The sequence below is a fragment of the Sphingobacterium faecium genome (assembly GCF_003054045.1).
Classification (GTDB): domain Bacteria; phylum Bacteroidota; class Bacteroidia; order Sphingobacteriales; family Sphingobacteriaceae; genus Sphingobacterium; species Sphingobacterium faecium.
Window position 1 is genome coordinate 319,557 of sequence record NZ_QBKH01000005.1, and the last position, 26,934, is coordinate 346,490.

Below are 26,934 nucleotides of genomic sequence, written 5' to 3' on the forward strand. Positions count from 1 at the left end.
TTGCTTTGCATACTAAGCCTATTGAAATTTAAATCGGCTATAAATCTTTCTAAATATTTAATATATATTTATATATCTAAAATTTATATATGTTAGAAAATTTTGAATTTTATCTTTTTCTGGTTCTGATGATCACCATGCTTATTATGCTGGCGAAAAAAATTCAGGTAGCTTATCCTGTATTACTTGTACTAGCAGGACTTTTAATAAGTTTTATTCCAGGAGTACCCCGCATAAAAATAGAACCCGAATTAATATTTATTCTCTTTTTACCTCCTCTGCTATATGAAGCAGCGTGGTCGACCTCTTGGAAAGAACTTTGGCGATGGCGTAGAATTATTTTCAGTTTTGCTTTTGTCGTCGTTTTTTTCACCGCATTATCGGTTGCGATTTTCGCTAATTATTTTATTCCTGGATTTTCTTTAGCCTTGGGTTTTTTATTGGGTGGAATTGTTTCTCCACCTGATGCAGTAAGCGCTGGAGCAATCTTAAAATTTGTTAAGGTGCCAAAAAGATTAGCTTCAATTCTAGAAGGTGAAAGTTTGTTGAATGATGCTTCTTCTTTAATCATTTTCCGGTTTGCAATGATTGCAGCAGCAACGGGACAATTTGTCTGGCAGGAGGCTGCGGGAAGCTTTGTATGGATGTGCATAGGTGGTGTTGGAATAGGGCTTGCAATCGCCTATGTTTTTCTGAAAATGCACAAGATTTTACCTACAGATTCAAATACTGATATTTTACTCACTTTTATTGCACCCTTCTCGATGTATTTAGCAGCAGAACAGCTTCACGCCTCTGGAGTATTGGCCGTCGTAAGCGGTGGCTTGTTTCTTTCCTATAGAAGTCATGACTTTTTGAGCAGCGCATCTAGAATACGTACCGTAACGGTTTGGGAAACTTTTGTTTTTTTGCTAAATGGTATTGTTTTTATGCTCATCGGTTTAGATTTGCCTGAAATTGTTTCCGGTTTAGGTGATACCGATATTTATACTGCAATTGGATATGGAATTGCTGTTACTGGAGTTCTGGTTATGGTAAGGGTTCTTGCCGGTTATGCAGCAGTGATTACAACTTTGATTATGAGAAATTTTATCACGGTTGCAGATGCACAGTCTCCTGGATGGAAAACACCGATGATCATTGGATGGACCGGAATGAGAGGCGTAGTCTCTTTGGCTGCAGCGCTTTCAATTCCTTTGACCTTAAGTGATGGAACCCCTTTCCCTCAAAGGAATCTAATTCTTTTCATCACATTTGTCGTGATTCTTTTAACATTGCTTGTACAGGGGCTTACACTACCTATTTTATTAAAAAAATTTCCATTAATAGATCGTGATTTTGTGCGAAGCGAAAAGGAAATAGATTACGAGATACAGAACAACCTCGCTCAAGTGGCTGTTGATAAAATTCGTAACGATTATGCAAACAAAATAGAAAGTTTTCCAATATTGAAGGATCAATTAGAGAAATATGAACACCAATTAAGCAGTTCTGAAATCATTATTAATTATGTGGAATACCGAAATATTTATATCGACATCCTAGAAACACAAAGAAGCTGGCTTATAAACAAAAACCGTCAAGAGATTTTGTTAGATGAAGAAATCATAAAAAAACATCTTCGCCTACTTGACCTTCAGGAGGAAAGATTGAATTTGAAAAGTTAGGAAATGAAATATAAAAGATAATTTATGGAAAATTGCTATAGCAAAGTTTATGAACATAATCTCAATATGAATACCAAGAATTGAAACGATAAGAAATGTAATATTATAGCGATTACCGATATACAATATGAAAAAACTAACCACACTTCTACTTTTAATAATGTTCAATGTATCTCTTTATTCACAAGAAAAAGTCATATTATCGCATGCCATCAAGATGTACGATATGGTTGAGATAAGTCTAGAACTCGAAAACAAACCCAATGACAGATTTCACCTCATTAAAATAGATACGCTTGCTACGACAAATTACAATGGACAGGTCCTCCACAATAATTTTTTTGAAAATATTTTCAGAAGGGCTAATGTTTTGGCGAGATATGAAATCAATGAAAATAAAAAATACAAAAACATGGGTGTTAAAGGTGTTATAAAATACTTTAAGCCTTCAGAAAATAAAAACTCATATTTTAATCTGGGTAAACTTAAAAATTTAGAAAAGAACATCAATCTAATAGATCAACATATTACCAAAAGGAATTCAACTATTTATTTCGCTATTGTGGATTCTGCGAGCATAAAAAACATATTTCCCGATTTTAAATATAAGATCAGTGATGAGGAGGATTTTAAAGGTATTGACTTTAAAAGTTATGACTTCATGTATGCTTATAAATCGGATGCCAATCAAGATGTTATAATAGCTGTCGATGAAGAGCTTGACCACGGTTACAATAATCTGACGTTAACTGATAAAGAAACAAAGATTATATACAAACTCATCAAATTGAAACGGAATATGACTGCTGGTGAAAGAGATGATATAAAAATTGAATTGATGATCGAAAATGAAAATTCAATCGAACGATTACCATTTGATTTTAAGAATGTTGAAATCAAATAAGGTAATGATAGCTAATGCCGGATTTATTGGTACTCTTCTGAAGTAATATAATGGATGCTTACCATTCCATCATATAAGGATTAATGCGTTGTTACAGTCAATCATTCTATTTTCTACTAAAAATCATAAGTGTATTGTAGAAGATCAGCTGTTAAATAAATCTACGCAACTGACTCGGTCTTTAGAGTATTAAATAAGAAAAGCTAATCTTTCGATTAGCTTTTCTTATTTTAATCATATGTATATTTAAGAAACGCTCCATGTTTAGTAGGACAAATTTCATGGGTTCTTTAGAAATTTGACTATCCTCCTACTAGCCGTATCGCAGAAGTCAAGTCCGGAATAGTCAGGGTTAAGCCCTCCAATAAATGGTACTGCCATTATAAATAGATTTTTAGTCACATTGCCAAAGGCATCAAGTGCCTGAAAATAATCATTTATACTTAAACCTTTTACATACATATAAAAACCATTATTACTGTCTCTTTTTACAGTTATATTTTTTTCGTTTACATATTTTTCTCCTTCATTCCGATCCTTAAAATTGAGATATCCTGTGCTGATCAAACCTTGATCTTTAAGTGCCTCAAATGGCAAATCGTTAAATTCTAAGGGCTGTTGTCCAGTACCGTCAATATAAAGTTGGTAATGCTGTTCATGTTTTTTACCTTGTATATCCATATAGCAATAGATCGCACCGGTATCAGCATGCGGTTCAACATGACTATCTTTGTCAACTTGGATATGCTCAATAACACCTGCTTCATATAAAGCAATAATTTCCTTATACGATTCCTGTGGTAGAGAAGCGATGATAACACTGATAAGTGGCATTAAAACTTTACGTAACCGAAGCATATCTTCTGCTGAAAAGTGCTTCGCTGGATAATTCATAGCATAACTGAAGGCGGCCAATCGTTCTTTCCAAGATATAGACATTCTTCTATCTATGGACTTTTTTGCTTCTAAATATTCGGCTCTAAACAGGGTAAAACTGTCTAGTTCTTTTCGAAGACTGAGCATTTCTTCAACAAACTCCTCTATGGTCATATCTTTTATCTTGTCGTAGAATACGGGGTCGCTTTGCTTAAGTGGGCTTTTAAAATTTCTTTCAAAAACATAATCGAGAGCAATAAAGCCATTATTTTTTTCTTTATAATCATAAATTTCATCCAAAGTCATTGACCAGGAAACGGAATATGGTTCTGATTCGGAATGAAAACGCAATGCAGGAAGATAACCACCAGTCGAAAATAAGTGTATAGAGAAATTTTTGGAATCTTCATTCAAAACGTAACTGACTTGATCACCGTCATAGTTATACTGACCATTCAAACGTGACAACGTTTTGACAGCATCTACTGCAGTCAGTGAAGCTCCTTTAATCGCGACGGGAAAATTTGTCTTTTGGTCAAATTTTGATGGTGGATAGGGAGAATCGTACCATCCTTTTGTCTTTCCTTCAAAGGTTATCGGCCAATAATGCCCTGTACAGATGACCGCTAATCCCACTTCATATTCTTTATCATCTGTAATAATGACTTTGTAATTTTCTTTTGTACGATCGTAGACAAGATCAGTCACAGCAGTTTCTGTCAAGACATGTACTTTTATCTTAAGCTTGATAGCTAACTTAATATATTCGTGAAATTGATTTTCAAGATAATTTCCCAAAAGAAGTCTTGGTAAAACCTGATAAGGATTGGATATGCCATTTAAATAGTAATCTGGAAAATCATCAGATGGATATTTTGACAAATAAGTAGAAACATCGTAAATTAATTCTGGAATTTCATTGGCTGAAACATTGGCAAGATGTTCATTACATGACCCATATTTACCGTAAGGCATACCAACTCCCAATCGCTCATTTTTTTCAAAAATGTAGATACTTTCAACCTGAAGATTTTGATTAACAATCTCCTTTAACATAAATAAAGCCGCAGGTCCCCCTCCGATTAATGCAATCGATCCTAATTTTTGATTTTCCATAAAAATTGCTAGATTATTGATTTAAGACCCTATTCAAAATTCATACCTGTTTTGATATTTTATCGATTTTATAGACATTTTTTTCGGAAAGTAATTATTTAATTAAATTTTGATTTTTTTCAGTATGTCATCGATTACGTTTTACGAATGTTATTTTACAATAAATTATCTTAAAAGCTATACTGACTTTCACGGTGGTCTTGTCAATTAAAAATAACACCTCATGTTATTAAACAACTGATTATGAATACAATAATTAAACTAGGAGAGATCATCTTGTAATAAAAACTAAAACAAGTCTATAAAGACAAGGATACAACTATATTTACCTTTAATAGTTACAAAGCATAATTAAAATTCAATAAATTTTTAACTTCCGAGTGCATTTTTGATAGTGCTTTAAAATAATCTAGGATAAATCTTAAGTAAATATTAATATTTTTTTATTTCATACTTGTTTAATTTGAAATAAATAATTATTTTAGACAAACTATTTAATAGAGCCCCTTCATAAAATATAGGTTATAAAATAAACTTAAAATCCCTAAAATCCCCCTTTAGGGATTTTACTTGTTTGTGAAAGGTGAAACCTGTAATGCGATCATTGGAGATGGTGCCAATAAGCTCTTTTACTTTAAAAATCTTAGGATAGGTAGGATATAGTGTTATAAAAATTACACTTTATCCTACCGTTTTTAATCCTTTAAAGATCTATCATTAAATAGCTGTTTCTATGCATTATTACTTCATTAAAATTATGGCAATTTTGTATTGATCCATACGTGATATGGGAATGTGATCAATTCTGATGGCGCAACGTTATTTAAAATCAAGCCTTCTTGCTGCTGCAAATATGTATCTGGATTTTCGGTATCTGCGACAGGAACTATTCTGAAAATCGCATCTTTATCAGTTGTGTTGATATCGGACTGTAGGACTTTTACTTTATTGTCAATGAGCCAAAGTGCCAATTCTTCTCTTCCCATTTGTTGTATATAATTGATATCTTTATCGAAAGAATGTAGTTCTTCTATTGCACGATCTGGAAATACTTCTTTTAAGTAAAATTCATAAAGTATTTTATCCCCAGTGCGCAGTGCATAGTTCTTAATAATAAGTCGATGTGGATTTGTATCAAAATTAAATTTGCTAGGATTTTCTAAAAAGCCGTAATATTCATCATAAAGGGTAATCCTCTTTCCCATGTTGTTTTGCTGTACTTCCATAATATCTATTTTTTATATAAACAAATATGTATTAAAGAAGTTCACTACTAATTAACTACGATGAAATAAAAAGCGATCACCTAACTTAAATAACGAAATTGACTTCCTTAATACGTTGTTTGTAATGCTATACGATTCAGTTATGAAATTGATCAGTTATCGCCAAGACACTCTATACAAAATCAATATTGAAAAAAATAATATTGATCGTTGCACTTTTTATATCAGTTAATCGTGAATCATTTGTTCCTATAGTGAATTAGAAAAACATATAGGAAAACCTAAGGATTAAAATTTATGTCGTCAATAAAAATAATAATTAAAATTTTTTAGATGCTAAACAAATCGTAAATTAGATACTTGAGAATTATGTAGTAGCTTGACCTAAGATTTCTTCTATGGAAATACTGAAAAGAAACAATGTTGTTGTGAGTGGCAATGGAGATCATGCCATGATGTTTGCTCATGGGTTCGGATGTGATCAAAACATGTGGCGTGATGTATATCCTTCTTTTCAAGAAAACTACAAAATAGTACTTTTCGATCATGTAGGTGCTGGAAATTCTGATCTCTCCGCATATTGTTTTGAGAAATATGATTGTCTTGAAGGGTACGCGCAAGATATCGTAGCAATTGCCAAAGTACTAAACATTAATGATGGTGTGTTTGTTGGACATTCTGTTAGTGCCATGATGGGGTTAATAGCGGCTAATATGGCACCTGGAATTTTTAAAACACTTATTTTGGTAGCACCTTCGCCTGCTTATATTAATCAAGAAGATTATATAGGGGGATTTAGCAAGTCAGAAATCGATGAACTGTTAGAATCATTAAACAATAACCATCTAGGTTGGTCAATGACTATGGGTCCTGTCATCATGGGTAACTCTAACAAAAAAGAACTTGGAGAGGAACTCGCTAACAGCTTTTGCAAAACAGATCCTGAAATAGCTAAACACTTTGCACGCACTACGTTCTTGACGGACAAGCGTGAAATCTTGGGAGATACAAAGCTGCCTGTACTAATCCTTCAATGTAGCAGCGATATTATCGCTCCAATAGAAGTGGGACAATATATGCACAATAATATACCTGATAGCACACTTGTCATCATGAGTGCGACTGGACATTGTCCTAACTTGAGTGCTCCAGAAGAAACGGTATTAGCAATTAGCAATTATTTATATGGCCAGTAGATTCATTCATTCGGACGCTGAAGATTTTAATGATTTCTTTGAATCATCACTGAGTGGTTTTGTTATTACAGATGCTGATGGAAATATAGCAAGGATTAATAAACGTGTCGCTTCATGGTTAAATACAGTTCCTGATAAATTACTTGGCCAACGTCTATCTACTATACTTACAGTAGGTGGAAAGATATATTTTGAAACTCACCTTTGGCCTTTATTGCGTTTGCAGGGACACTTTGATGAAATAGCGCTCGAATTAGCAGATTCTAGTTCGGAAAAAATGCCTGTATATATAAATGGTTATGAAAGAAGGGATGAGCAGGGACAGGTGCTTTTTATACGCTTCAATATTTTTCGTGCTTCCGATCGACGGCTTTACGAAGAAAATCTAAAGATGGCAAAAAAACTTGCTCAAGCTGAATTGAAACTGGAACAACAAAATGCCTTAATTCGTGAACAATTTATTGCTGTACTCGGACATGATTTGAGAAATCCCCTAAGTGGGATTATGAATGCGGCTCAACTGCTTGCAAGAAAAAAAATAGGACAACCTGAAGAAAGACTTGTTAATATCATTGAGAGTGGATCAAAAAGGATGTACGAAATGATCAATAATATCATGGATCTCGCTCGTGGGCGTTTGGGTGGTGGATTTCAAATTACACTTGTCAAATATGACCTCGAAAAGTTATTGAATCAAGTTAGTGATGAGTTAAAGGTGACTTGGCCGGATAGAATTATAGCATCAGATTTTAATATCAATGAACTGGTGGAGTGTGATCCTGGGCGTTTATCTCAATTGGTTTCCAATTTACTTGGAAATGCGATTACGCATGGAGCATCAGATACGCCTGTAATTTTGAGTGCCACAACTGTCAGCGATTTTTGGGAAATTTCTGTCATCAATAAAGGCCAGCCAATTTCTGAACAGGCACTAAAATACCTCTTCCATCCGTTCCAACGTCAAAATAAGCAAGCTAGCCAGAATGGTCTTGGACTTGGATTGTACATTGCTTCGGAGATAGCAAAGGCCCATAAGGGGACTTTAACCGTCAAATCGAATGATGAGGAAACCTGTTTTACACTCCATATTCCTCTATAGGAAGTTGAATACCATTTTTTTAAATATTGACTTTCAGTTACTGATCAAAAAATTTAATGCCTTTTTAATTTTTTTACATTCCTCCTCTTTCTGCAAATTTACACCAATACAGACATCACTAACTGCTAGAAATTAATGGTTTACCGATTTTCGACCTTCATCCACCTAATTACAATTAGCACAGAGATTAAATATCTTTATTTTTGAATCATAAACAGATTTATCATGAAAACTAAAACAATATTTGACATCAATAGTAAAATAATCTCAAATGGTTTTCAAAAAGCATTTGACACATTAAAAAATTTTAAACTAAAGGTTTTTGCTAGTACTGGAAAAGTATACCTGAATATTTCCTTACTCGTTGCAATTATCATTGGGATTATATTTCCTGTGGCACTTATCTTATTATTTGCATTTACTATATTTTCAAAGCTTACTATTTCTATTGAACAAGAGGTTTAACAATCAATGGAAAACAGTAAGATCATTGAAGTGAAATAAATAATAATGCAATCGATGAACGTATCTGCCTATTGATTGCATTACTGTTAAATTTTCTTATGAATTCAAATATTCATATCTTATTGAGATAATTATCAATATGACTGTCAGTTAAATTTTGAACATTTTCAGTGATTTTTTCTATCTCCCAATCCCACCATTTTGTTTCTAAAAGTTTTGCAATTGTTTCATCAGGAAAACGCTTTCTAATTTCATGTGCAGGATTTCCACCAACAATAGCATAGGGTTCAACGTCCTTGGTAACAGTTGAATTAGTTGCAATTATTGCTCCGTCTCCGATAGTGACACCAGACATAATTGTGGCATTATATCCAATCCAAACGTCATTGCCAATATTAATATCTCCTTTTATTGGATAAGATTTATTGTCCATAGCTTTTTCCCAGCCATTCCCAAAAATAGCAAAAGGATAACTTGTCAATGCATCAGTCATATGATTTGCTCCGTTCATGATAAATGTTACACCAGAAGCAATCATGCAGAATTTTCCAATGATTAATTTATCGCCAATAAAATCGAAATGATACTTTACATTTTTTTCAAAATTCTCCACATTTTCAAAATCATCATAATAGGTGTAATCGCCAATAATAATATTAGGATTTTTGACTATATTTTTTAGAAAACACAGTCTATTATAATTATTAATTGGAAATTGTAAATTTTTATTAGGTCCAGTCATTGTTGTTGCTTTTTATAAATTTTTTATCTAAGTGTAAGACCTGATTTATGTAAGGCTTCAATTGAACCGCATAAACATTTTTCTTAACTTTCAAAGTTATTGATGCCTTAAAATCTGAGACATTACTTCGTCTTTCAAATTACGTGCTATCGGAATTTTATAGTGACCTACTTGCATCTGATTACCTTCGATAACAGAGATATTATTCATGTTCACAATATAGGATCTATGACAAGTAATAAAGGTATGTTGCGGCAAAAGAGAAAGCATTTGTTGTAGTGTACAATAGGTGATTTCTTGACTATCTATTGTATGAATAATGACATAATTTCCGATGCTTTGAATAAAAAGAATATGGTGAAGGAAAAGCTTTTTTAATTTTTTATCAACTTTGATAAAAATATACTCCTCCTGTCCTTTCGTTTGGACATTTGAGCTATAAGTATGTGCTGTCGCAATGATATCGTGGGCGCGATGAGCTGCTTTTAAAAATCTGGCAAAAGGAACTGGTTTTAAAAGATAATCAACTACTTCTAATTCATATCCACGAAGTGCGTATTTTTCATAAGCAGATACAATTATAATTTTTGGGGGGCTACTCAATGTTGTAATAAAGTCTAAGCCCGAAAGCTCCGGCATCTCAATATCCAAGAATAGAAGATCTACATGCTCAGTACCAAGATATTCACTTAGTTCAATAGCATCTTCACATTCAGCAGTAAGTTTAAGAAAACTGATCTTTTCGATGTAGGCAGCTATTCCTTTACGAGCGAATGGCTCATCGTCTACAATGACACATTTGATCTCCATCATATTTTACAAATTTATGATTAATTCTGTAGAAAATAGCTGTTTTTCCCTTGTAGAACGTAATATATATTGATCAGGATATAATAAATCTAATCTCTTAATAAGATTGGTCAATCCAGAACCAGATTTTACAGCTTCACCAATCGAACTATCATGCTTATTGATCGTATGTTCAAGCACTGTATTCGAAACCGTAAAATTTATTTTTTCACCTTGACGTTTTAGGCTGATATCAATTTTATACTGACCACGTACATATTTAAATGCGTTTTCAATGAGTGGCTGAAAAAGTAATGGAAAAATAGCAAGTCCTTCCCATTCGTCGTGAAAATTGGAATGCACAGTTAATCTTTCAGTAAGCCTCTGCTGTTGGAAAGCTATGTAGGAAGTCAAATAGGTGATTTCCTGATCCATTGAAACTTTATCGTTAACATTATATATTTGATAACGCAATAATTCTGACAACTGCTCTAAGCTTCTTTTAGCCATAGTATTTGATTCATCAACCTGAAAATATATGGTATTGAGGGCATTGAAAAGAAAATGCGGATGATATTGACTCCTTAACAATTGAAGATCGGTATACAGTTTGTCTGCTTTGATTTGCTCGATATGAACTCTACTATCTGCCAAACTTTTATTGATCACCTCATTTCTTAACAACGTATAATAAAGCAATAACAAGGGAATATAGATGGCATTGACCAAAATATAATCGATAACACCATCGCCCATATAAATCCAGCCTAGACGTTCTGTTATGAAGATAACCGGATTAAGAATAACTATGACCTGAAACAAGCAAACGCTATATTCCTTAAAGATATTTGTTGGAATATCTTTAGCTCTAGAAAATAGTTTTTTGAGTCCATTTTTCCACATTAACGTGATGAAGTAACAGATAACTATTGAGATAATTAGTCCATTGGCGTGTATCCTGATACCTCCTGACCAAAATTCATCTTTCTTTGTGAGATCAGTGACAATACGCAGGATATTAAAGGATACTATTCCCCATAGGGCTGGTCCTACCTGATGTATTAAATTTACTTTCGCATATAAAGTTCTGGCTATCAACATATCAGTAACTAATTCTGTTATTTTCCTCTAAGCGGTTTCCTGTGTTATTATTTTTAGGATCATTTTTTCCTCCTTTACTCAATCTGTAAGAAAGATTAATCCCGAATGCCCTACTATCATAAGACTCTTGGTATTTTCCTTTGATAACATCTCCATTGAAGGTTATATTAGGTCTATTACTCCTAAAAAGGTCATTGGCATAAATATACAAAGTAAATTTGTCTTGGAAAAAGGTTTTACGGAGCCCACTATTGATAGACCATAAATGTGAAATATTTGCTTGTCCCTCTGCAGTAGAACCGTTTAAAAAACAATTGATTTCTAAATTTGCTTTGAAAGGTAAGTTCAGTTGATTTTGTAATTGAATAGCTGGTGTTAATCGGCTATTATGAAATACTTTATCCTTCGTGATCCATTGGAAGTTTTTGTAAAGTAGGTTTGCGTTTGCCTGTATATGCCAACTGCGCATAGGTGAAATACTTGTCGCATTAAACCTTAAACCAAAACCAGAAGCATAATCGAGATTCATGGGCATCACTACCGTTCGATTATTATTATCTAGATTATAGCTTTTACTTATTGGATCCTGCTTTAGGATATAAGAAAACTGAAGTAAATAGGTATTTCTAAAAATCCAAGTCAATTCCATATTGTTTATAAATTCTGGTTTGAGGTTTGGATTTCCTTTTTCATAAAGATAAGGATCGTTTATTTCCACAAATGGATTTAAATCCCTGAAGTTTGGGCGATTTACTCTTCTATTATAATGAAATGAGAGCTTTTGTTGACTTGACATACTATAGGTCATGGTCATATTGGGAAAAAAGTTCTTATAGGATCTCAGTTGTTCATGATTTAAATCCGTCTCATTAGCAGACAAACTGTTGAATGCTGCATCTTCATAACGTAATCCCATATCAAGTATAATGGATTCTGAGGTTTTATACTGTAATTGAATAAATAATGACTTTAATTTCTCCGCGTGTCCAAATGCATTACTAAGTTGTTTATCTTCTTGCCATTGCTTATTTTGATAAACTTCATAGAAAGACCTTGTACGCATATTGACATGAGTATATTTACCACCAAATGTCGAAACTAGGTTTGAAATTATATTAAACTGATATTTGCTCTGCATCGTGGTGATCTTCACCTGAACCTCTGTATGACCAACTAACTCTTGCTTTTCTGACTGTAATTTACCTTCCAAAAATTTGTCAGACCATTGAACTTGCTGGTCTGACTGTGTAAAATTTTGGCGATCGATATAGTTTTCCCATTTTGAGTCTTTGTCAAAATTGACGATTAAATAGGCGCCTGTACTAAAATTTTTAAAATTATGCCGCAATAGATTACTAGTGTTTATAATAGAATCGGGTTGTAAGTGATGATATAAAAATGAAGAAATGACCTCTTCATCTTTAATTCGTCTGCTGTTATTAAGCAAGACATACGCTCCAGCGTTTATATTTTTATTAGGATTATAATCTAATGTACTGTTGTAATAATGGTTGATATAATCTTTTTTTCTAATGGCATCCATATCCAACAGTAAATCTTTATTGATTTCTTTTGTATCATAATCCAGATATCTAATGGAGCTAATGTCAACGAGCTCCCTTCCCTTGGAATAGGAGTACGAATTGGAAAGATTTACCTTTTTAATAGTTGTCTCAACCATAATATTGTGTTGCATCCTATTGTATTTTCCTTGTTCAACATTAGATGACATAATCGCACGGATTCCATTTGATGCTTTTGTATTTCTTTTCAAATTTATAATACGTGCATCACCTCCTGCATCTAATGTTGCATCAGGCTGTGTAATCAGTTCGACGATGTCTAATGAAGACGCTGGCATAGCTGTCAGATAGGTAATCAAATTTTCTCCAGTCAAGAAGCTTGTTTTCCCATCGATAAGGAATTGTACGCCTTCTTGTCCGTTTAAACTTATTTTACCATTCGACATAATGGTAACACCAGGCATTTTTCGCAATACTTCCAAGGCATTGGCACTGGAGCTTAAAGCTGTTTTTGATACTTGATAAGTTAGTTTTCCTGCGGTAAGTTTAACGGGGTTGAATCTCCGGAAGATATTGACTTCAGCGATCTCTATAATCTTTTTCTTTATTGATGTGTCAGACAAAAGATATATCGAGTCAGACATGTACGATTTATCATTATTCTTTGTATTGTTAAATTGATTCATTTCAAAAGCTCTATTTTGAACTTTCCCTTGTAATGATTTAAAAGTAATCAGCATAATAGCCGATACCAAATAACTAAACCTCCAATTCATATTCATTATATTTTTTACGAATCTATAGTCATATGGAAAATCTATTAAATAATTTATTTAAATGGTCATGTAAACAGGATGAATGGTAAAATAAGTGCCATTAGGGATGTGTGAATGACCTTATATTATTTTGTGATTTATTTCAGCAAAAAGAGAACTTTTTATTAAAAGAAGGGAACGTTTGTCAATTTGAAGGTTTCTTTTTAGGGTGTTCCATATTGATCAAAAAGAGACGTAGCAATCTTATAAGTCGCCATAGAGATTGGTGAATAACGGATATAGATCGCTTTTCAACAGTTGTGTGGCATCACAACTTTATAGGGACGAAGCAGTAGAAGAGATTTATGTGCTTCTCATATTGAAGAAGGATAAAGATTTTGTTTATGAAAATCTGCCACAAATTGAAAAATTATTTAGGATCATGATACAGTTAATCAACTATACTAAAGGTATCATCAGGAAATTTTATAGGTTAAATTTCCTGACGATATTTATTTAGTAATTTTTAAGACTGTTGCATTTTCGTCTTGGATCAAATCTTTAGGAATCTCAACGATTAGGGCATGATGATCTTGCTTAAATTGTACAGGGCCATTATATCCCAATATTTTGATATTCTTGATCACTTTAGTATTTTGAACATTTTTGGCTAAAGATAATACCGTTATCGTCTTCTCCTCCGATCTTCCCATTCTTAATACATAAAGGGTATCTTTTTTGGTTGTAAATCTAAAATCATCACTTGTAAAAGGTTTTCCTTTCCCTTCATTAAATCCTTGTGCATGCAATTCTGGAGCATGTTCTTGAGCTGGACCCTCTCCGAAAATATGCCAAGGTCTTGTTCCTATTAACGCTTCGGAGTTAACCTTCATCCATGATGAAATACCTTCTACCACAAATTGAGCTTTATCATCAATAGATCCATCACCTCGCAAGGGCACACTTAATAATAAATTACCGTTCTTGCTGACAACATCTATGAGCATATGTAAAATAGTTTTTGCAGATTTATAGAGATTGTTGTCATAAATTCTTCGGTCATAATGCCATGCTCCAATACACGTGCAAGTTTGCCAAGGTTGTGGTTCAATTTTATTACTTTGCCCGCGCTCAATATCCCAAACCATACATTTACGTTGTTGTTCGTCTAAGATTTTACCATTGATCACAACTTCAACTTTACCGTTATTTTCTTTGGCACTTTTATTATAATAATGAGCTGCAATATCCAATCCAACATTGCTAATAGGCCAAAGTGGCAACGCAGTATCATCAAAATAAACAATATCAGGATTATAATTATCGATCAGCTGAACTGTTCTATTCCTAAAATTTTCACAATATGCGTGTGAAGGAATACTCACTCCCGAGTCGACGTCCCAATGCCACTGTTGGTGTATGGTATGATCCTGCTCGCTATCTCTACTAAGTTGGTGGTTTTGAGCATAAAGATCTTGAGGATCGTATCCTTCCCACCATTTGCCTTTACCGTCGGCTTTAGTTTGATGACCATCATAAGGAACTTCTTTATATGGCCCTTTTTTATCAGCGCGTTGTGCCGTTTCATACCATGTCCAAGCATGAGCAGCGTGAACACTAACTCCAAATTTAAGTCCTCGTTTTTTTGCAGCTTTAGCCCAGCCTTGGACAATATCTTTTTTAGGTCCAACATTTACACTATTCCACTTATGGTTTGTACTCTTATAAAGGTCTAAATTATCATGATGATTAGCTAATGCCATGAAATACTGAGCTCCTGTATTCTTATATAAATCCATTAAGGTCTCGGGATTCCACTTCTCTGCTTTCCATTCATGAATAACATCTTTAAACCCAAAAACTGATGGATGCCCATATTTTTCGATATGATAATGATACTGATCAGATCCTTCTTGATACATTCCACGGGCATACCAATCTCCACGCTCTGGCTGACACTGGGGACCCCAATGTGCCCATATGCCAAATTTAGCATCTTGAAACCATTCGGGTACACGGTATTTTTCCAATGATATCCAATCGGGTTTAAATGGAACTTTAGTCCAAGTTTCCATTGCAGAGATATGAGTACTCAAATAAAGTGACGGTATGGTAGTTCCTAAAATCTTGATTGCGGTTCTTCTATCCATAGAAATAATGTTTTTGATAAATTATAGTCGAATGACTTCTGCGTATTACAGTATCCTTCCGGTATATAATGGGTTATATATCCAAAATTAATGCTATTATTTTGTAGCATTAATAACGTTATCGATAAAGAATGGTACAATATCGACTTTTAAAGTATATTAATGGTATACCTTGATACCAATGACTCAGATAAACTAAGTTTTAGTTTAAATAACAATATCTTTAAATCTATTGAAAGCGGGGAAATATTTAATACCAAATCTAACGAATCGTATTTTTCCATACAAATAGTGATTTTGATTAAATATATGCTGAGCATTATATAAATAATTAACTTTAACGATTACTCTTGAAATAATCCTTATAAAATATGTAGTTCTTTTAAGATTTTTAATGTTATCTCTTTTCGACATGTACTGAAATTAGGGTTGTGATCAGCCCGATCTTTTATCAAACGTGTTGCAAAGAGAAGGATTATATTTCTCATGGGTGTGACTTGATTCAACGGTTCTGGTAGATGAATTGCAAAATACTGGTAATATTTATTTTTTTCGGTGCATTTTAATATATAATCAAAATTTATTCAAAATATTGCATATCGTGTTCATATGATAATTGATAATATTATCCGTTTTGAGACTGTAATTATTGTTTTAGCCATTTTTCAATAATCTCTCGCAGTGTTTGTTCAATAACAGGCTTAACAACAAAATCGTTCATGCCAGCTGCTAAACACTTTTCCTTCTCTCCTTTTACACTACCCGCTGTCAAAGCGATTATAGGTATCTGTACATCCGATTCTAGACATCTTATTTCCCTAGTTACTTCGTAACCATTCATTTCTGGCATTTGTATATCCATCAAGATTAAATCTATTTGATTTTCTTTAACAAGTTTTAAACCTACAAATCCATCTTTTGCTTCTAAAATTTGAACGTTTGGAAGTATATTTTGAATAAGTGTACGGGTTAAGAGCATATTAAACTCATTATCTTCTATAATGAGAATTTTAAAATTGTTTTTGTTAGTAATTTCCTTTTTTAATAGAGATGCTTCTTGACTATGCCACCTTAACTGAATGTCTGAGAGAGCTTTAAATAAATTTTCAAATTGTACGGGTTTAATCATCCAATGATGTAAATCTATTCCTTCACAGACTTTGGCTATATCTTCTTTAAAAACATCAAATACTAAAATAATAGGTTGTTCTAGATCAGAATAAATAAGTTTCTCTCTTATCTTTTTAATTGTTTCGATTCCGCCCATAATGGGTATCTTATCGTCGATGATAATAACGTCGTACCGATTTCCTGCCATCAAAAGTTGTAACACCTCAAATCCATTATTTGCTTGTAATACATTGATTTGTTTAAGTTTTAACATCTGAACCAAGATTGCTCTACTCGTTTGATCGTTGGCTACAACTAAAACATTTTTAATTTTATCTAGATTATTCCATTCTTGAGATTCACTATCGAGCGAACGAAGTGTAATATCAAAAAAGAATAAACTACCGACTCCATAAGTACTTTTTAATTGGAGTTTGCTATCCATCATATTAAGTAACTTATTTGAAATGGTGAGGCCAAGACCTGTTCCGCCGTAACGCTTGGTGGTAGAAGTATCTTCTTGCGAAAAGGCGTCAAATATCTTTTCTTGCTTATCTACTTTAATGCCTATTCCAGTATCTCGAACACCAAAACGAAGTGTTGAAAACTGATCTTCATGAGATAATACCTCTACGCTCAATTCGATCGTACCTTTTTCAGTAAACTTAGTCGCATTACTTAGCAAATTCATTAATACTTGTTTAACGCGTAGGGAATCAATCCAAACATAATGCGGAACGTCTGAAGATACAGTTAAATGTAATTCGAGTTTTTTAGACTCCATTTGAAAATTAAGAAAACTAGTCACTTGTGCCAATAGCTCATAAAGTTCACATCTTTCAATATCTAATTCCAACTTTCCAGCTTCAATCTTTGAAAAATCAAGTATATCGTTTATAATGCTTAATAAAAGATTAGCAGACTGATCAACAATTGCTAAGTAACCCTTTTGAATATTATCAAGTTCTGTTCTAGTCATTAAATCTGTAAATCCGATAATTCCATTTAATGGGGTTCGAATTTCATGGCTCATATTAGCCAAAAATTCTGATTTCGCTATGTTTGCCTGCTCAGCAAGAATTTTAGCTCTTTCTAATTCTTCACGTTGGTGTATGATTTTACTGATATCAGTGGCTATACCTAGATATCCAATGATATTACCTTTAACATCGCGTATAACGGTAACGGCCAGAGAAACATAAAAGGAAGAGCCATCTTTTCTAATATAGGTCCACTCTCTTTGCTCAGCTCCATATATTTCGGGTTTTTCGACAACAACTCGAAACCCAATGACCTCATAACCCAATTCAATTTCAAGTTCCTTGGCTCGAGAGATAATTTCATTTTCTTCATGAAAAGTTATCGGACTAAATTTTCCAATTACCTCTTCACCATGATATCCTAGGAGATTTTCAGCTCCTTTATTAAAAAGAGTAATTATACCATGGTTATCTGTTGCAATAATACCTACAGCTGAAGTAGCTTCTAAAACATCTTCGAGCAATTTTTTTGATTTGGCAGATTCTGCTTCAATACGCTTACGCTTATCAATATCTTGAAAAGTACCATATAGGCGAATACAATTACCCTCCTCAAATTCAGCATTTCCAAGTGCTCGTACCCATAACTCAACACCTTTAAATGTAATAATCTCTAATTCTAAATCCCAAGGTTCTCCTATGGAAATTGCCTTTTGAATGGCTATAAGGATTTTGTTTCTACTCTCATTAGCTTTATAAAACTCTAAAGCTTTATCGATATCTGGCTGATAATCAAAAGGTACGTCATGTATTTCCTTGGTTATTTCGGACCAAGATAATTCTTTACTTAAAAGACTGTATTCCCACCCTCCTATTCTAGCAACTCTACCAGTCCTAGCTAACATAGCTTGTGTATGCTTCAAATCTTTCTCTAGAGCATGTTGCTCCGTGACATCAACAGCATTGCCTATAATATATGGCTTTTTCTCGCCCTTGTTTTGTAAAATATTATTGAAGAGCCAGATTCGCATTTCTCCTGATTTTGTAGCAGTACGCATTTCGCCCTTTACAGTTCCTTTTTGGATAATTTGGTGAAGATATCCTTTTAAATTTGTATGCCCTTCTTGTGGAATAATATCAAACAATGACATTTTTTCAATTTCTGATCTGGAGTATCCAAGAATTGATGCACCTGCATCGTTCACTGTAAGGATATTTCCTTCCAAATCATGTGTACACATCAATCCTTGTGAATTATCAAAAAAAGCTTTTAACTTTTGTTCGCTTTCCTTATACCCTTCTTTTTCTTTCCTATTGACTATGAGCGCCATGGCCTCATCACGCAAAAGTGAAAGCGCTTTCTTTTGATCATCATTAAGTATTCTGGGAATGGTATCGATTACACATAATGTACCTAACGTATACCCATTTGGATCTATTAAAGGAAATCCCGCATAATAACGAATGTGTGGATCAGCCGTAACGAGTTCATTTTCTTTAAAACGTTCGTCCTCTGTCGCATCATAAACCTCCAAATAGTCATTTCCAGTAATAACATATCGACAAAATGCCAAACTACGTGAAGTTTCTTTAACATCGAGCCCAACTCTAGATTTAAACCATTGCCTATCTTTGTCAATCAATGATATCAGCGAAATCGGTGTTCCACAAACTAAAGAAGCTATACTTGTAATACGATCAAAGTCTTCTTCTGTCTGTGTATCTAATATTTCATACTCCTGTAATGCACGCAGTCGCTCCGATTCATTATGGGGTAAAAACGGATTGTTCATTGGTCTATTTCAAGTTAATTATGCTGAATGTTTACTTATTAAATAATCGAAAAAGAATAACAACTTCCATCCAAAACCTATCCTCAATCAATTTTTCACAAGCTCTTTCGAAAAACTTAACAACAATATATGATTCTTTTTTAACAGATCTAACAATAAAAAGTTTTGATGTGAAAAATATTTAATTTTTCAATAAAATAACAAGATAAAATCTTTCTTATAGTTTTTAAAAAAAAGACTGAACCGTATACATTTTTTTTATAATATTGGTGATGTACCTATCATAATCGCATATAGCAAGCTATTTTATATAGAAAAATAATAATGATTAAATTTGTTTTATATCAATGCAATTTTAGTTAGTTTTGTAGCACAAATCAATAGTAAACATATCCATGTAATAAATAATTTCTTTTTGCAAAATATTAAACGTGATCGCATACTCATGCCTCACTATCATTCATGCTTTAAAAAGAAATTATGCTTATTCTAGAAAACATTTCATATATACATCCAAACAAAGATCTTTTATTTCAAAATATTAATCTGAGTTTACAAGATCATCAAAAAATTGCTCTAATCGGTAATAACGGAGTTGGAAAATCCACTTTATTAAAGATTATTGCAGGTGAATTACAACCCACTGACGGACATATAAGCACCGATGGCAGCCTATACTATGTCCCGCAAATATTTGGGCAGTACAATCATTTATCTGTTGCTCAGGTTTTAAAAATAGAATCAAAAATAAAAGCTCTCCGAGAAATACTGGCTGGTAACGTGACTGAAGATAATTTTACTGCTCTTGAGGATGATTGGAATATAGAGGACCGCTGTCAACAGGCTCTGAATTATTGGATGTTGACCGATATAGATCTCGATCAAAAATTATCATCTTTAAGTGGCGGACAAAAGACAAAGGTTTTTTTGGCGGGTCTCAACATTCATCAACCAAAATTGATTCTCTTAGATGAGCCGAGCAATCAACTAGACAGCATAAGTCGTTCTTTATTATATCAATATATACAGACTTCCACATGTTCGATTGTCATTGTGAGCCATGATCGCTCGTTATTAAATCAGCTTGAATTTATGTACGAGATGAATGCAACTGGATTGACCAGCTATATGGGAGATTATGATTTTTATCTTGAAGAAAAAAAAATCATACAAGATGCGCTCCAATCAGATGTTAAGCATCTCGAAAAAGAGCTACGAAAGACCAAGGTCAATGCACGTCGAACATTAGAACGCCAACAGAAACTTGATGCTCGAGGAAAAGCAAAGCAACAAAAAGAAGGCGTCTCGAGAATTATGATGAATACCTTGCGGAATAATGCTGAAAAAAGTACTGCTAAATTAAAAGATATCCATTGTGAAAAAAGTACAGGCTTATCAAAAGAATTACAAAGTTTAAGAAAGGAAATTCCTGATATTGATAAAATAAAATTTGGATTAACAGATTCAACCTTACATACTGGCAAAATCCTTTATAAAATTAATTCTCTTAAGCGTCAAATTCATGATAAATTGCTATGGCAAGAAGATTTAAACTTTCAGATTACCAGTGCTGAACGTATCGCAATAAAAGGTGAAAATGGTGCTGGAAAAAGTACACTTATACAGATCCTTTTAAACAACACGCCGAAGTTTACAGGTGAGGTATATCGTTTTCCCCATATATCGATATATATCGATCAAGATTATTCCATTATCAATAATGAACTAACGATCTATGATCAAGTGCAACAATTTAACGATGCAGGACTACTGGAACATGAAATCAAAATTAGATTAAATCGATTCTTATTTGGAAAAGAATCATGGGATAAGCGATGTCGGACATTAAGTGGTGGCGAAAAAATGCGACTATGTCTATGTTGTTTAACCATTCGCAACTTAGCTCCAGACATGATTGTTATGGATGAACCTACCAATAACTTGGATATCCAAAATATAGAAATATTAACTGAAGCAATCAAAATGTATCAAGGTACCTTATTGATCGTATCTCATGATGATTATTTTTTAAAGGAAATAAATATCCAAAAAATAATACAACTTTAATCAGCAATATATCAGCTTTTCTATTGTAATTGAAGTATTTAAAATGCTCCAAATGCAATAGGAAAGTTTACGCGAATCACGCTACGCTCTAAGGATATATATTAATCATCATTAAAAAATAAGCCATAATTTACAGATCCATCATTTTCTTAATCTAGATCAATGCTAAAAATAAAACAAGTACTTATCTTTAGCATTATAATCAACAGGTTCAGTTACCTTATCTTTATCCATATAGATACAGATGGAATATTTTAATCAGGTATAATCATGAAAATACCAAAACTAAAATACTGGATAACTGTTCCATATAGTAACATTTAAATAGCTTAACATGTCAAACATTGGTATCATTATAGAAGAACGTGCCGCAGATATCGGTAATTTTATGGTTGGTCGATTATTACCATTTCGTCAAAAAAGAATGGTAGGTCCCTTTTCTTTTATAGATCATATGGGGCCTGCAGCATTGAATGAATATGAAAATCTAGATGTCGGTCCTCATCCTCACATTGGATTGTCGACATTAACTTATCTTTTTGAGGGGGCGATCATGCATCGCGATAGTTTAGGTACAGAGATGGAAATAAAACCTGGTGCTGTCAACTGGATGACCGCAGGTAAAGGTGTAACTCATTCAGAGCGCACTCCTGAATACCTTAGACATACCGACAAATTTTTACATGGTTTGCAAATTTGGGTTGCTCTACCAAAAGAGCTCGAAGAATGTGAACCTTCTTTTGAACATACAAATGCTGAAGATCTACCTCATTGGGAAGATGACCAAGGTGTCAACTTTAGGTTGATCGCAGGCGAAGCATTTGGTAAAAAGTCTCCGGTCTCCGTATACAGTAAGCTTTATTTCATTGAAATTAAATCAAAAAATAAAGCAAAAGTTAGTATTGGAAAAGACCTATATGGTGAATCAGGACTTTATATCTTATCAGGTACAATCTCTGATGCAGGAACAACTTTTGAATCAAAACAACTTCTGATAGCAAAAGATGCGCAATTGTGCGAATTTGAAATTGGTGAAGACACCACAATTTACATTTTTGGAGGTGAGCCTTTTCCAGAAGAGCGGTATATCCTTTGGAATTTTGTAAGTTCATCTAAAGAAAGATTAGAGCAAGCCAAGCAAGATTGGATTGACAAAAAATTTCCTCCTGTTGCTAATGAAACTGGCTATATACCGCTCCCAGAATTTTATCTAACAAAAAAAACATCATGAATATCGTAAAAGCATCCATTGGTACAGATAAATATAAAACATCTGTAATTGCAGGAAAGAACAGCATTGTTGTTGATGAACCTCTTGATAAAGGTGGGCTTGATCTAGGTTTTCAACCACAGGAACTCCTGGCTGCTTCATTGGCCTCTTGTACTGCCATTACGTTGAAAATGTATGCTGACCATAAAGAATGGACAGTCAACTCTTTTCAGGTGGACGTAATGATTGAACAATCTGATGATAAGAGCACAACAAAATTTGTAAGAAAAATAAGTTTTGAAGGTAAACTAGATGAAAAACAACACACTCGTATTGTAGCTATAGCCAATGCTTGTCCAATCCATAAAATACTTCTTTCCCAAATAGCGATCGATACAATACTCGTTTAATACCGCTGTGCTCTGACGTAACTAGTGGTACTGCAACAGTAAATATCATTAAAGGCTTTATGATTTATCAATCATAAAGCCTTTTTAATGACAAAAAATCTGTAACATATGATCGGTCTTAGATACTAATGATATACTATACATTATAAACATATATGAAAAAGTTATCACTCATGGCTATCATAGCCTTTATTGTCGCTACATTTACAGTTCGTGCACAAGAAAATGCCATTCTTTGAAAAATATCAGGAAATGGTTTGGCCAAAGACTCCTACCTATTAGGTACGATGCATCTGATGTGTGAAGAAGACTATCTGTTAAAGGATAAAATCAAAAATCTGATCCCCAAAGTTGATGTGATAACCTTTGAAATTAATATTGGTTCAGAAGAAAATAAACCCATCATCCCTGAAATGATGAAACCTGACAGCAATTTCCTTAAAGGTATGACCAAAGCTGAACTCACTCAAATGGATAGCATCCTCACCTCACAACAACTGTCTATTCAAATGCTCGATATGATGTCACCAGCTGTATTTATATCCCTTTTAAGTTTAAAATCTTTAGAGTGCTCAGATCCTAGAAAAGTGAAAACAATGGAAACAGATATCCAAGCCCTGGCAACAGCTTCAAATAAAAGGATAGATGATCTCGAAACATTAAAATTTCAAATGGATATGTTAAACAATATGTTTAAAGCATCTGATTTATTGGAATATTTAAACAAAATTGATGAGATGCCCGCAATATCAAAAAAAATGGTAACCGCTTATCAAACCGAGAATTTAAAAGAGCTGGAAACAATTATTTATGATAATAGTTATATGTCTAAAGAAGATCTAGCAAACTTCTTGACTAAACGTAATATCAATTGGATGAATAAAATTCCATCGAAAATGTCAGCATCTTCCCATCTATTTGCTGTTGGAGCAGGACATTTGGTTGGAAAAAATGGTCTTTTAAACCTATTAGCGGCTAAAGGTTATAAGCTCACTCCCATTCTTTAATTATGGCAAACAATAAAACTGTTGCAACTTCGGATTCAATTCAGGATTTCATTGCACAAATACCAGATGAGCAGAAAAGAAAAGATAGTGATAGACTCATCCAAATTATGGAAGAGATCACTGGTGAACCTGCCGTACTATGGGGACCCAGTATTATTGGTTTTGGTTCGTACCACTACAAATATGCAAGTGGCCATGAGGGAAACGCACCTTTGGCCGGATTTTCACCGCGTAAAAGCGCCATTTCTTTATATCTATACATTTGTGAAAATGATATAGATCTTGATCTTAAAAAATTAGGAAAATTCAAAATGAGCAAGGCCTGTATCTATGTTAAAAAGTTGTCCGATATTCATGAAGATTTCCTCATTAAAATTATAAAAGATAGTATTGTTGCTGTAAAGATAAAATATGGATAAAAGAAAAAGGCGAAAGAGAACTCTTTCGCCTTTTGGGTAAATGATGGGGCTCGAACCCACGACCCTCGGTACCACAAACCGATGCTCTAACCAACTGAGCTACATCTACCGTGTTTGTGCTACAAAAGTAGAATTTTATTTGATATACTCCAAATGTTTTTAAGCAAAAAATCCTCATTACAACGTATCGTAATGAGGATTAAGCTATTATTTTTTAATTTTTATTAGATCATCTCAACACTGCGTTTCACGAATGATGTTAATGCAGCACCTGTTAACAAACCGCGTGATAATAAAGCTAAGTCAAACGCTTGTTTTGCCAATTGTGCACCTTCTTCTTCAGTACTTGATAAAATGCGTTTCACCAGTGGATGGTTACCATTTACGGTTACCTTATAGTTGTCAGGTAAGTTTCCGTAAAAGTTCATACCGCCATTGGTTTTGGCCATATCTTTCATACGACGCATAAACTCATCGATCGTTACTGATACAGGTAATTCTTCTGCAGATAAAGCGTCCACTTCAACTTTCATGTCAGGACGGCTGATTGCTTTTTCAAAGATTGATAAGGCTTGTTTAGACTCCTCTTCAGAAATTGACAATTCTTGCTTCTCATCTTTTTGAATCAACTTATCGATGACATCGGCATCTACACGTTTCAACTGTACCTTTTCACCTCCTTTTTGTTCCAAATAGGAAGTAATATGAGTATCCAGTGGACCATCTAATACCAATACATCATAACCTTTTGTCTTTGCACTTGAAATAAAGCTATCTTGTTGTGCCGCATCGTGGGTATAGAGATAGATGATATTACCGTCTTTATCAACCTGAATATCTTTTACTTTCTCAAAATACTCTTTAATCGTATAGTTTTCTTTATCAGTATTGGTCAATAGACAGAATTCATTTGCTTTTTCAGCAAATTTCTCATCGCTCAACATACCATATTTGATAAATAAACCGATATCATTCCATTTTTCTTCAAAACCTTTACGATCTGTTTTAAAGATTTCCTGCAACTTATCAGCTACTTTTTTAGTGATATAGTTGTTGATCTTTTTCACGTTACTATCTGCTTGTAAGAAGCTTCTTGAAACGTTTAATGGGATATCCGGTGAGTCAATTACACCATGTAACAACATTAAAAATTCAGGAACAATATCTTTTACTTCGTCGGTAATGAATACTTGACGTGAGTATAATTTGATTTTATTACGTTGAATTTCTAATTCATTTTTAATTTTCGGGAAGTATAAAATTCCGGTTAAATTAAATGGATAATCAACATTTAAATGGATCCAGAATAATGGTTCGTCCATTGAATATGGATACAACTCTTTATAGAAAGCCAAATAGTCTGCATCTGTCAGTTCAGATGGAGCTTTGGTCCAAGCTGGGCTTGTGTTGTTGATGATGTTATCAACTTCAACAGATTTATATTTTGGTTTTCCTTCTTCATCTTCGCCATCTGGTTCAGAAGTTGTTTTCGTTCCGAAGCGGATATTTACAGGAAGGAAACGCGCATATTTGTCCAAGATCTCCTGTAAACGCGATTGGCTTAGGAATTCTGAAGACTCTTCATTAATGTGTAAAATGATATCAGTACCACGTGTCGTACGTGTACCTGCAGAAATTTCATACGAAGTACTACCATCACATGTCCAGTGTGCAGCCTCTGCCCCATCTTGGTAAGATAGCGTTTCAATTTCAACGTTATCAGCAACCATAAATGCGGAATAGAAACCTAATCCAAATCGACCGATGATTTCATTTGCATCATTTGCTTCTTTGAATTTTTCCATAAATTCAGTTGCACCTGAAAAAGCAACTTGATTGATGTATTTTTTAATCTCGTCAGCTGTCATACCGATACCATTATCCGAAATGGTAATCGTTTTTGCTGCTTCATCAAGTTTTACATCAACTAATAAATCACCTACTTCACCTTGGTATTGACCTAATGAAGCTAAGCGTTTTATTTTTTGAGAAGCATCGACCGCGTTTGAAACTAACTCGCGTAAGAAGATCTCATTATCAGAGTATAAGAATTTTTTAATGACAGGAAAAATGTTTTCCGTGTGGATTGAAATAGATCCTTTTTCTGTGTTCATATATATTTTATATTTAATTGCTAATTGATTTCACAGTTAAACATCAATCCATATTCCAAACAGTCAATTTGAGACAAGATGTCATCTTTTAAGTTAAAATGACAATACCCCAGTCGTATATTGCTGGATTTAATCCTTATTTGTTATTGTAGTCAACAATTCATTTGCATTTTTATCAAATGCTATTGAAATTACTCCATTTGTACAGTTCCAAA

The 26,934-nt window shown here is 33.5% G+C and carries 19 protein-coding genes and 1 tRNA gene; 10 read left to right on the forward strand and 10 right to left on the reverse strand.

The features are described 5' to 3' along the window. Positions 1-89: 89 nt before the first annotated feature. A complete protein-coding gene (locus tag C8N37_RS15515; protein ID WP_108159747.1) occupies positions 90-1,667 on the forward strand; it encodes a Na+/H+ antiporter in 1,578 nt (525 codons plus the stop codon). A gap of 127 nt (positions 1,668-1,794) precedes the next feature. Further along, positions 1,795-2,571: a hypothetical protein gene (locus C8N37_RS15520; RefSeq protein ID WP_146171086.1), complete on the forward strand. Its 777-nt coding sequence runs from the start codon at positions 1,795-1,797 to the stop codon at positions 2,569-2,571. Between the two features lie 279 nt (positions 2,572-2,850). Here the strand turns inward: C8N37_RS15520 and C8N37_RS15525 are convergent, their stop codons facing one another. Beyond that, positions 2,851-4,563 (reverse strand): FAD/NAD(P)-binding protein, encoded by a 1,713-nt coding sequence (locus C8N37_RS15525; protein WP_108159749.1) that lies wholly within the window; start codon positions 4,561-4,563, stop codon positions 2,851-2,853. Positions 4,564-5,318: 755 nt separating this feature from the next. After that, the gene (locus C8N37_RS15530; RefSeq protein ID WP_108159750.1) at positions 5,319-5,789 is read right to left on the reverse strand and encodes a hypothetical protein; all 471 of its coding nucleotides are present in this window, start codon (positions 5,787-5,789) and stop codon (positions 5,319-5,321) included. 398 nt (positions 5,790-6,187) lie between these two features. On the opposite strand from C8N37_RS15530, the gene C8N37_RS15535 reads away from it, so the two are divergent. From C8N37_RS15535 to C8N37_RS15545, 3 genes are all read left to right on the forward strand, one after another. Then, positions 6,188-6,985 (forward strand): alpha/beta fold hydrolase, encoded by a 798-nt coding sequence (locus C8N37_RS15535; protein WP_108159751.1) that lies wholly within the window; start codon positions 6,188-6,190, stop codon positions 6,983-6,985. Then, the gene (locus C8N37_RS15540) at positions 6,975-8,084 is read left to right on the forward strand and encodes a PAS domain-containing sensor histidine kinase (RefSeq protein ID WP_108159752.1); all 1,110 of its coding nucleotides are present in this window, start codon (positions 6,975-6,977) and stop codon (positions 8,082-8,084) included. The genes C8N37_RS15535 and C8N37_RS15540 overlap by 11 nt, the downstream gene beginning before the upstream one ends. Before the next feature lie 225 nt (positions 8,085-8,309). Further along, positions 8,310-8,549 carry a hypothetical protein gene (locus C8N37_RS15545; RefSeq protein WP_108159753.1) on the forward strand — a complete coding sequence of 80 codons (240 nt, stop codon included), beginning with the start codon at positions 8,310-8,312 and terminating at the stop codon, positions 8,547-8,549. A gap of 112 nt (positions 8,550-8,661) precedes the next feature. Here C8N37_RS15545 and C8N37_RS15550 read toward each other — a convergent pair whose 3' ends face one another. The 6 genes from C8N37_RS15550 to C8N37_RS15580 all read right to left on the reverse strand — a co-directional run bounded on the left by C8N37_RS15550 (position 8,662) and on the right by C8N37_RS15580 (position 19,492). Continuing rightward, positions 8,662-9,291, reverse strand: a complete 630-nt coding sequence (locus C8N37_RS15550; RefSeq protein ID WP_108159754.1) for a CatB-related O-acetyltransferase — start codon at positions 9,289-9,291, stop codon at positions 8,662-8,664. A 96-nt stretch (positions 9,292-9,387) separates the two neighbouring features. Further along, positions 9,388-10,104 carry a LytR/AlgR family response regulator transcription factor gene (locus C8N37_RS15555; RefSeq protein WP_211322273.1) on the reverse strand — a complete coding sequence of 239 codons (717 nt, stop codon included), beginning with the start codon at positions 10,102-10,104 and terminating at the stop codon, positions 9,388-9,390. A gap of 3 nt (positions 10,105-10,107) precedes the next feature. Next, a complete protein-coding gene (locus C8N37_RS15560; protein ID WP_108159755.1) occupies positions 10,108-11,181 on the reverse strand; it encodes a sensor histidine kinase in 1,074 nt (357 codons plus the stop codon). A gap of 1 nt (position 11,182) precedes the next feature. Continuing rightward, the gene (locus C8N37_RS15565; protein ID WP_170114542.1) at positions 11,183-13,480 is read right to left on the reverse strand and encodes an outer membrane beta-barrel family protein; all 2,298 of its coding nucleotides are present in this window, start codon (positions 13,478-13,480) and stop codon (positions 11,183-11,185) included. 491 nt (positions 13,481-13,971) lie between these two features. Beyond that, on the reverse strand, positions 13,972-15,609 hold the full coding sequence (locus C8N37_RS15575) for an alpha-L-fucosidase (RefSeq protein ID WP_108159758.1): 1,638 nt from the start codon (positions 15,607-15,609) through the stop codon (positions 13,972-13,974). A 646-nt stretch (positions 15,610-16,255) separates the two neighbouring features. Continuing rightward, positions 16,256-19,492: a PAS domain S-box protein gene (locus tag C8N37_RS15580; protein ID WP_108159759.1), complete on the reverse strand. Its 3,237-nt coding sequence runs from the start codon at positions 19,490-19,492 to the stop codon at positions 16,256-16,258. Positions 19,493-19,972: 480 nt separating this feature from the next. Here C8N37_RS15580 and C8N37_RS15585 point away from each other — a divergent pair, with 480 nt between their 5' ends. From C8N37_RS15585 to C8N37_RS15605, 5 genes are all read left to right on the forward strand, one after another. Further along, positions 19,973-21,559, forward strand: coding sequence for an ABC-F family ATP-binding cassette domain-containing protein (locus C8N37_RS15585; protein WP_108159760.1), 1,587 nt, complete (start codon positions 19,973-19,975; stop codon positions 21,557-21,559). A 334-nt stretch (positions 21,560-21,893) separates the two neighbouring features. Next, on the forward strand, positions 21,894-22,790 hold the full coding sequence (locus C8N37_RS15590) for a pirin family protein (protein WP_108159761.1): 897 nt from the start codon (positions 21,894-21,896) through the stop codon (positions 22,788-22,790). Next, positions 22,787-23,179, forward strand: coding sequence for an OsmC family protein (locus tag C8N37_RS15595; RefSeq protein ID WP_211322274.1), 393 nt, complete (start codon positions 22,787-22,789; stop codon positions 23,177-23,179). Before C8N37_RS15590 ends, C8N37_RS15595 begins: the two co-directional genes overlap by 4 nt. A gap of 242 nt (positions 23,180-23,421) precedes the next feature. After that, the gene (locus C8N37_RS15600; protein WP_261775304.1) at positions 23,422-24,186 is read left to right on the forward strand and encodes a TraB/GumN family protein; all 765 of its coding nucleotides are present in this window, start codon (positions 23,422-23,424) and stop codon (positions 24,184-24,186) included. A 2-nt stretch (positions 24,187-24,188) separates the two neighbouring features. Continuing rightward, positions 24,189-24,605 carry a DUF1801 domain-containing protein gene (locus C8N37_RS15605; protein ID WP_108159763.1) on the forward strand — a complete coding sequence of 139 codons (417 nt, stop codon included), beginning with the start codon at positions 24,189-24,191 and terminating at the stop codon, positions 24,603-24,605. 35 nt (positions 24,606-24,640) lie between these two features. Here C8N37_RS15605 and C8N37_RS15610 read toward each other — a convergent pair. Both C8N37_RS15610 and htpG read right to left on the reverse strand, forming a co-directional pair. Further along, positions 24,641-24,714: transfer RNA gene (locus tag C8N37_RS15610), tRNA-His, on the reverse strand. 115 nt (positions 24,715-24,829) lie between these two features. Next, positions 24,830-26,719, reverse strand: coding sequence for a molecular chaperone HtpG (gene htpG / locus C8N37_RS15615; RefSeq protein WP_108159764.1), 1,890 nt, complete (start codon positions 26,717-26,719; stop codon positions 24,830-24,832). Between the last annotated feature and the right edge of the window lie 215 nt (positions 26,720-26,934).

Bases quoted from the DNA above. Each gene is read 5' to 3' on its own strand.
- C8N37_RS15555 (WP_211322273.1), bottom strand. From the start codon at position 10,104: ATGATGGAGATCAAATGTGTCATTGTAGACGATGAGCCATTCGCTCGT.
- C8N37_RS15520 (WP_146171086.1), top strand. From the start codon at position 1,795: ATGAAAAAACTAACCACACTTCTACTTTTAATAATGTTCAATGTATCT.
- C8N37_RS15585 (WP_108159760.1), top strand. From the start codon at position 19,973: ATGCTTATTCTAGAAAACATTTCATATATACATCCAAACAAAGATCTT.
- C8N37_RS15545 (WP_108159753.1), top strand. From the start codon at position 8,310: ATGAAAACTAAAACAATATTTGACATCAATAGTAAAATAATCTCAAAT.
- C8N37_RS15575 (WP_108159758.1), bottom strand. From the start codon at position 15,609: ATGGATAGAAGAACCGCAATCAAGATTTTAGGAACTACCATACCGTCA.
- C8N37_RS15595 (WP_211322274.1), top strand. From the start codon at position 22,787: ATGAATATCGTAAAAGCATCCATTGGTACAGATAAATATAAAACATCT.
- htpG (WP_108159764.1), bottom strand. From the start codon at position 26,719: ATGAACACAGAAAAAGGATCTATTTCAATCCACACGGAAAACATTTTT.
- C8N37_RS15605 (WP_108159763.1), top strand. From the start codon at position 24,189: ATGGCAAACAATAAAACTGTTGCAACTTCGGATTCAATTCAGGATTTC.
- C8N37_RS15565 (WP_170114542.1), bottom strand. From the start codon at position 13,480: ATGAATTGGAGGTTTAGTTATTTGGTATCGGCTATTATGCTGATTACT.
- C8N37_RS15530 (WP_108159750.1), bottom strand. From the start codon at position 5,789: ATGGAAGTACAGCAAAACAACATGGGAAAGAGGATTACCCTTTATGAT.
- C8N37_RS15540 (WP_108159752.1), top strand. From the start codon at position 6,975: ATGGCCAGTAGATTCATTCATTCGGACGCTGAAGATTTTAATGATTTC.
- C8N37_RS15590 (WP_108159761.1), top strand. From the start codon at position 21,894: ATGTCAAACATTGGTATCATTATAGAAGAACGTGCCGCAGATATCGGT.
- C8N37_RS15525 (WP_108159749.1), bottom strand. From the start codon at position 4,563: ATGGAAAATCAAAAATTAGGATCGATTGCATTAATCGGAGGGGGACCT.
- C8N37_RS15580 (WP_108159759.1), bottom strand. From the start codon at position 19,492: ATGAACAATCCGTTTTTACCCCATAATGAATCGGAGCGACTGCGTGCA.
- C8N37_RS15535 (WP_108159751.1), top strand. From the start codon at position 6,188: ATGGAAATACTGAAAAGAAACAATGTTGTTGTGAGTGGCAATGGAGAT.
- C8N37_RS15560 (WP_108159755.1), bottom strand. From the start codon at position 11,181: ATGTTGATAGCCAGAACTTTATATGCGAAAGTAAATTTAATACATCAG.
- C8N37_RS15550 (WP_108159754.1), bottom strand. From the start codon at position 9,291: ATGACTGGACCTAATAAAAATTTACAATTTCCAATTAATAATTATAAT.
- C8N37_RS15515 (WP_108159747.1), top strand. From the start codon at position 90: ATGTTAGAAAATTTTGAATTTTATCTTTTTCTGGTTCTGATGATCACC.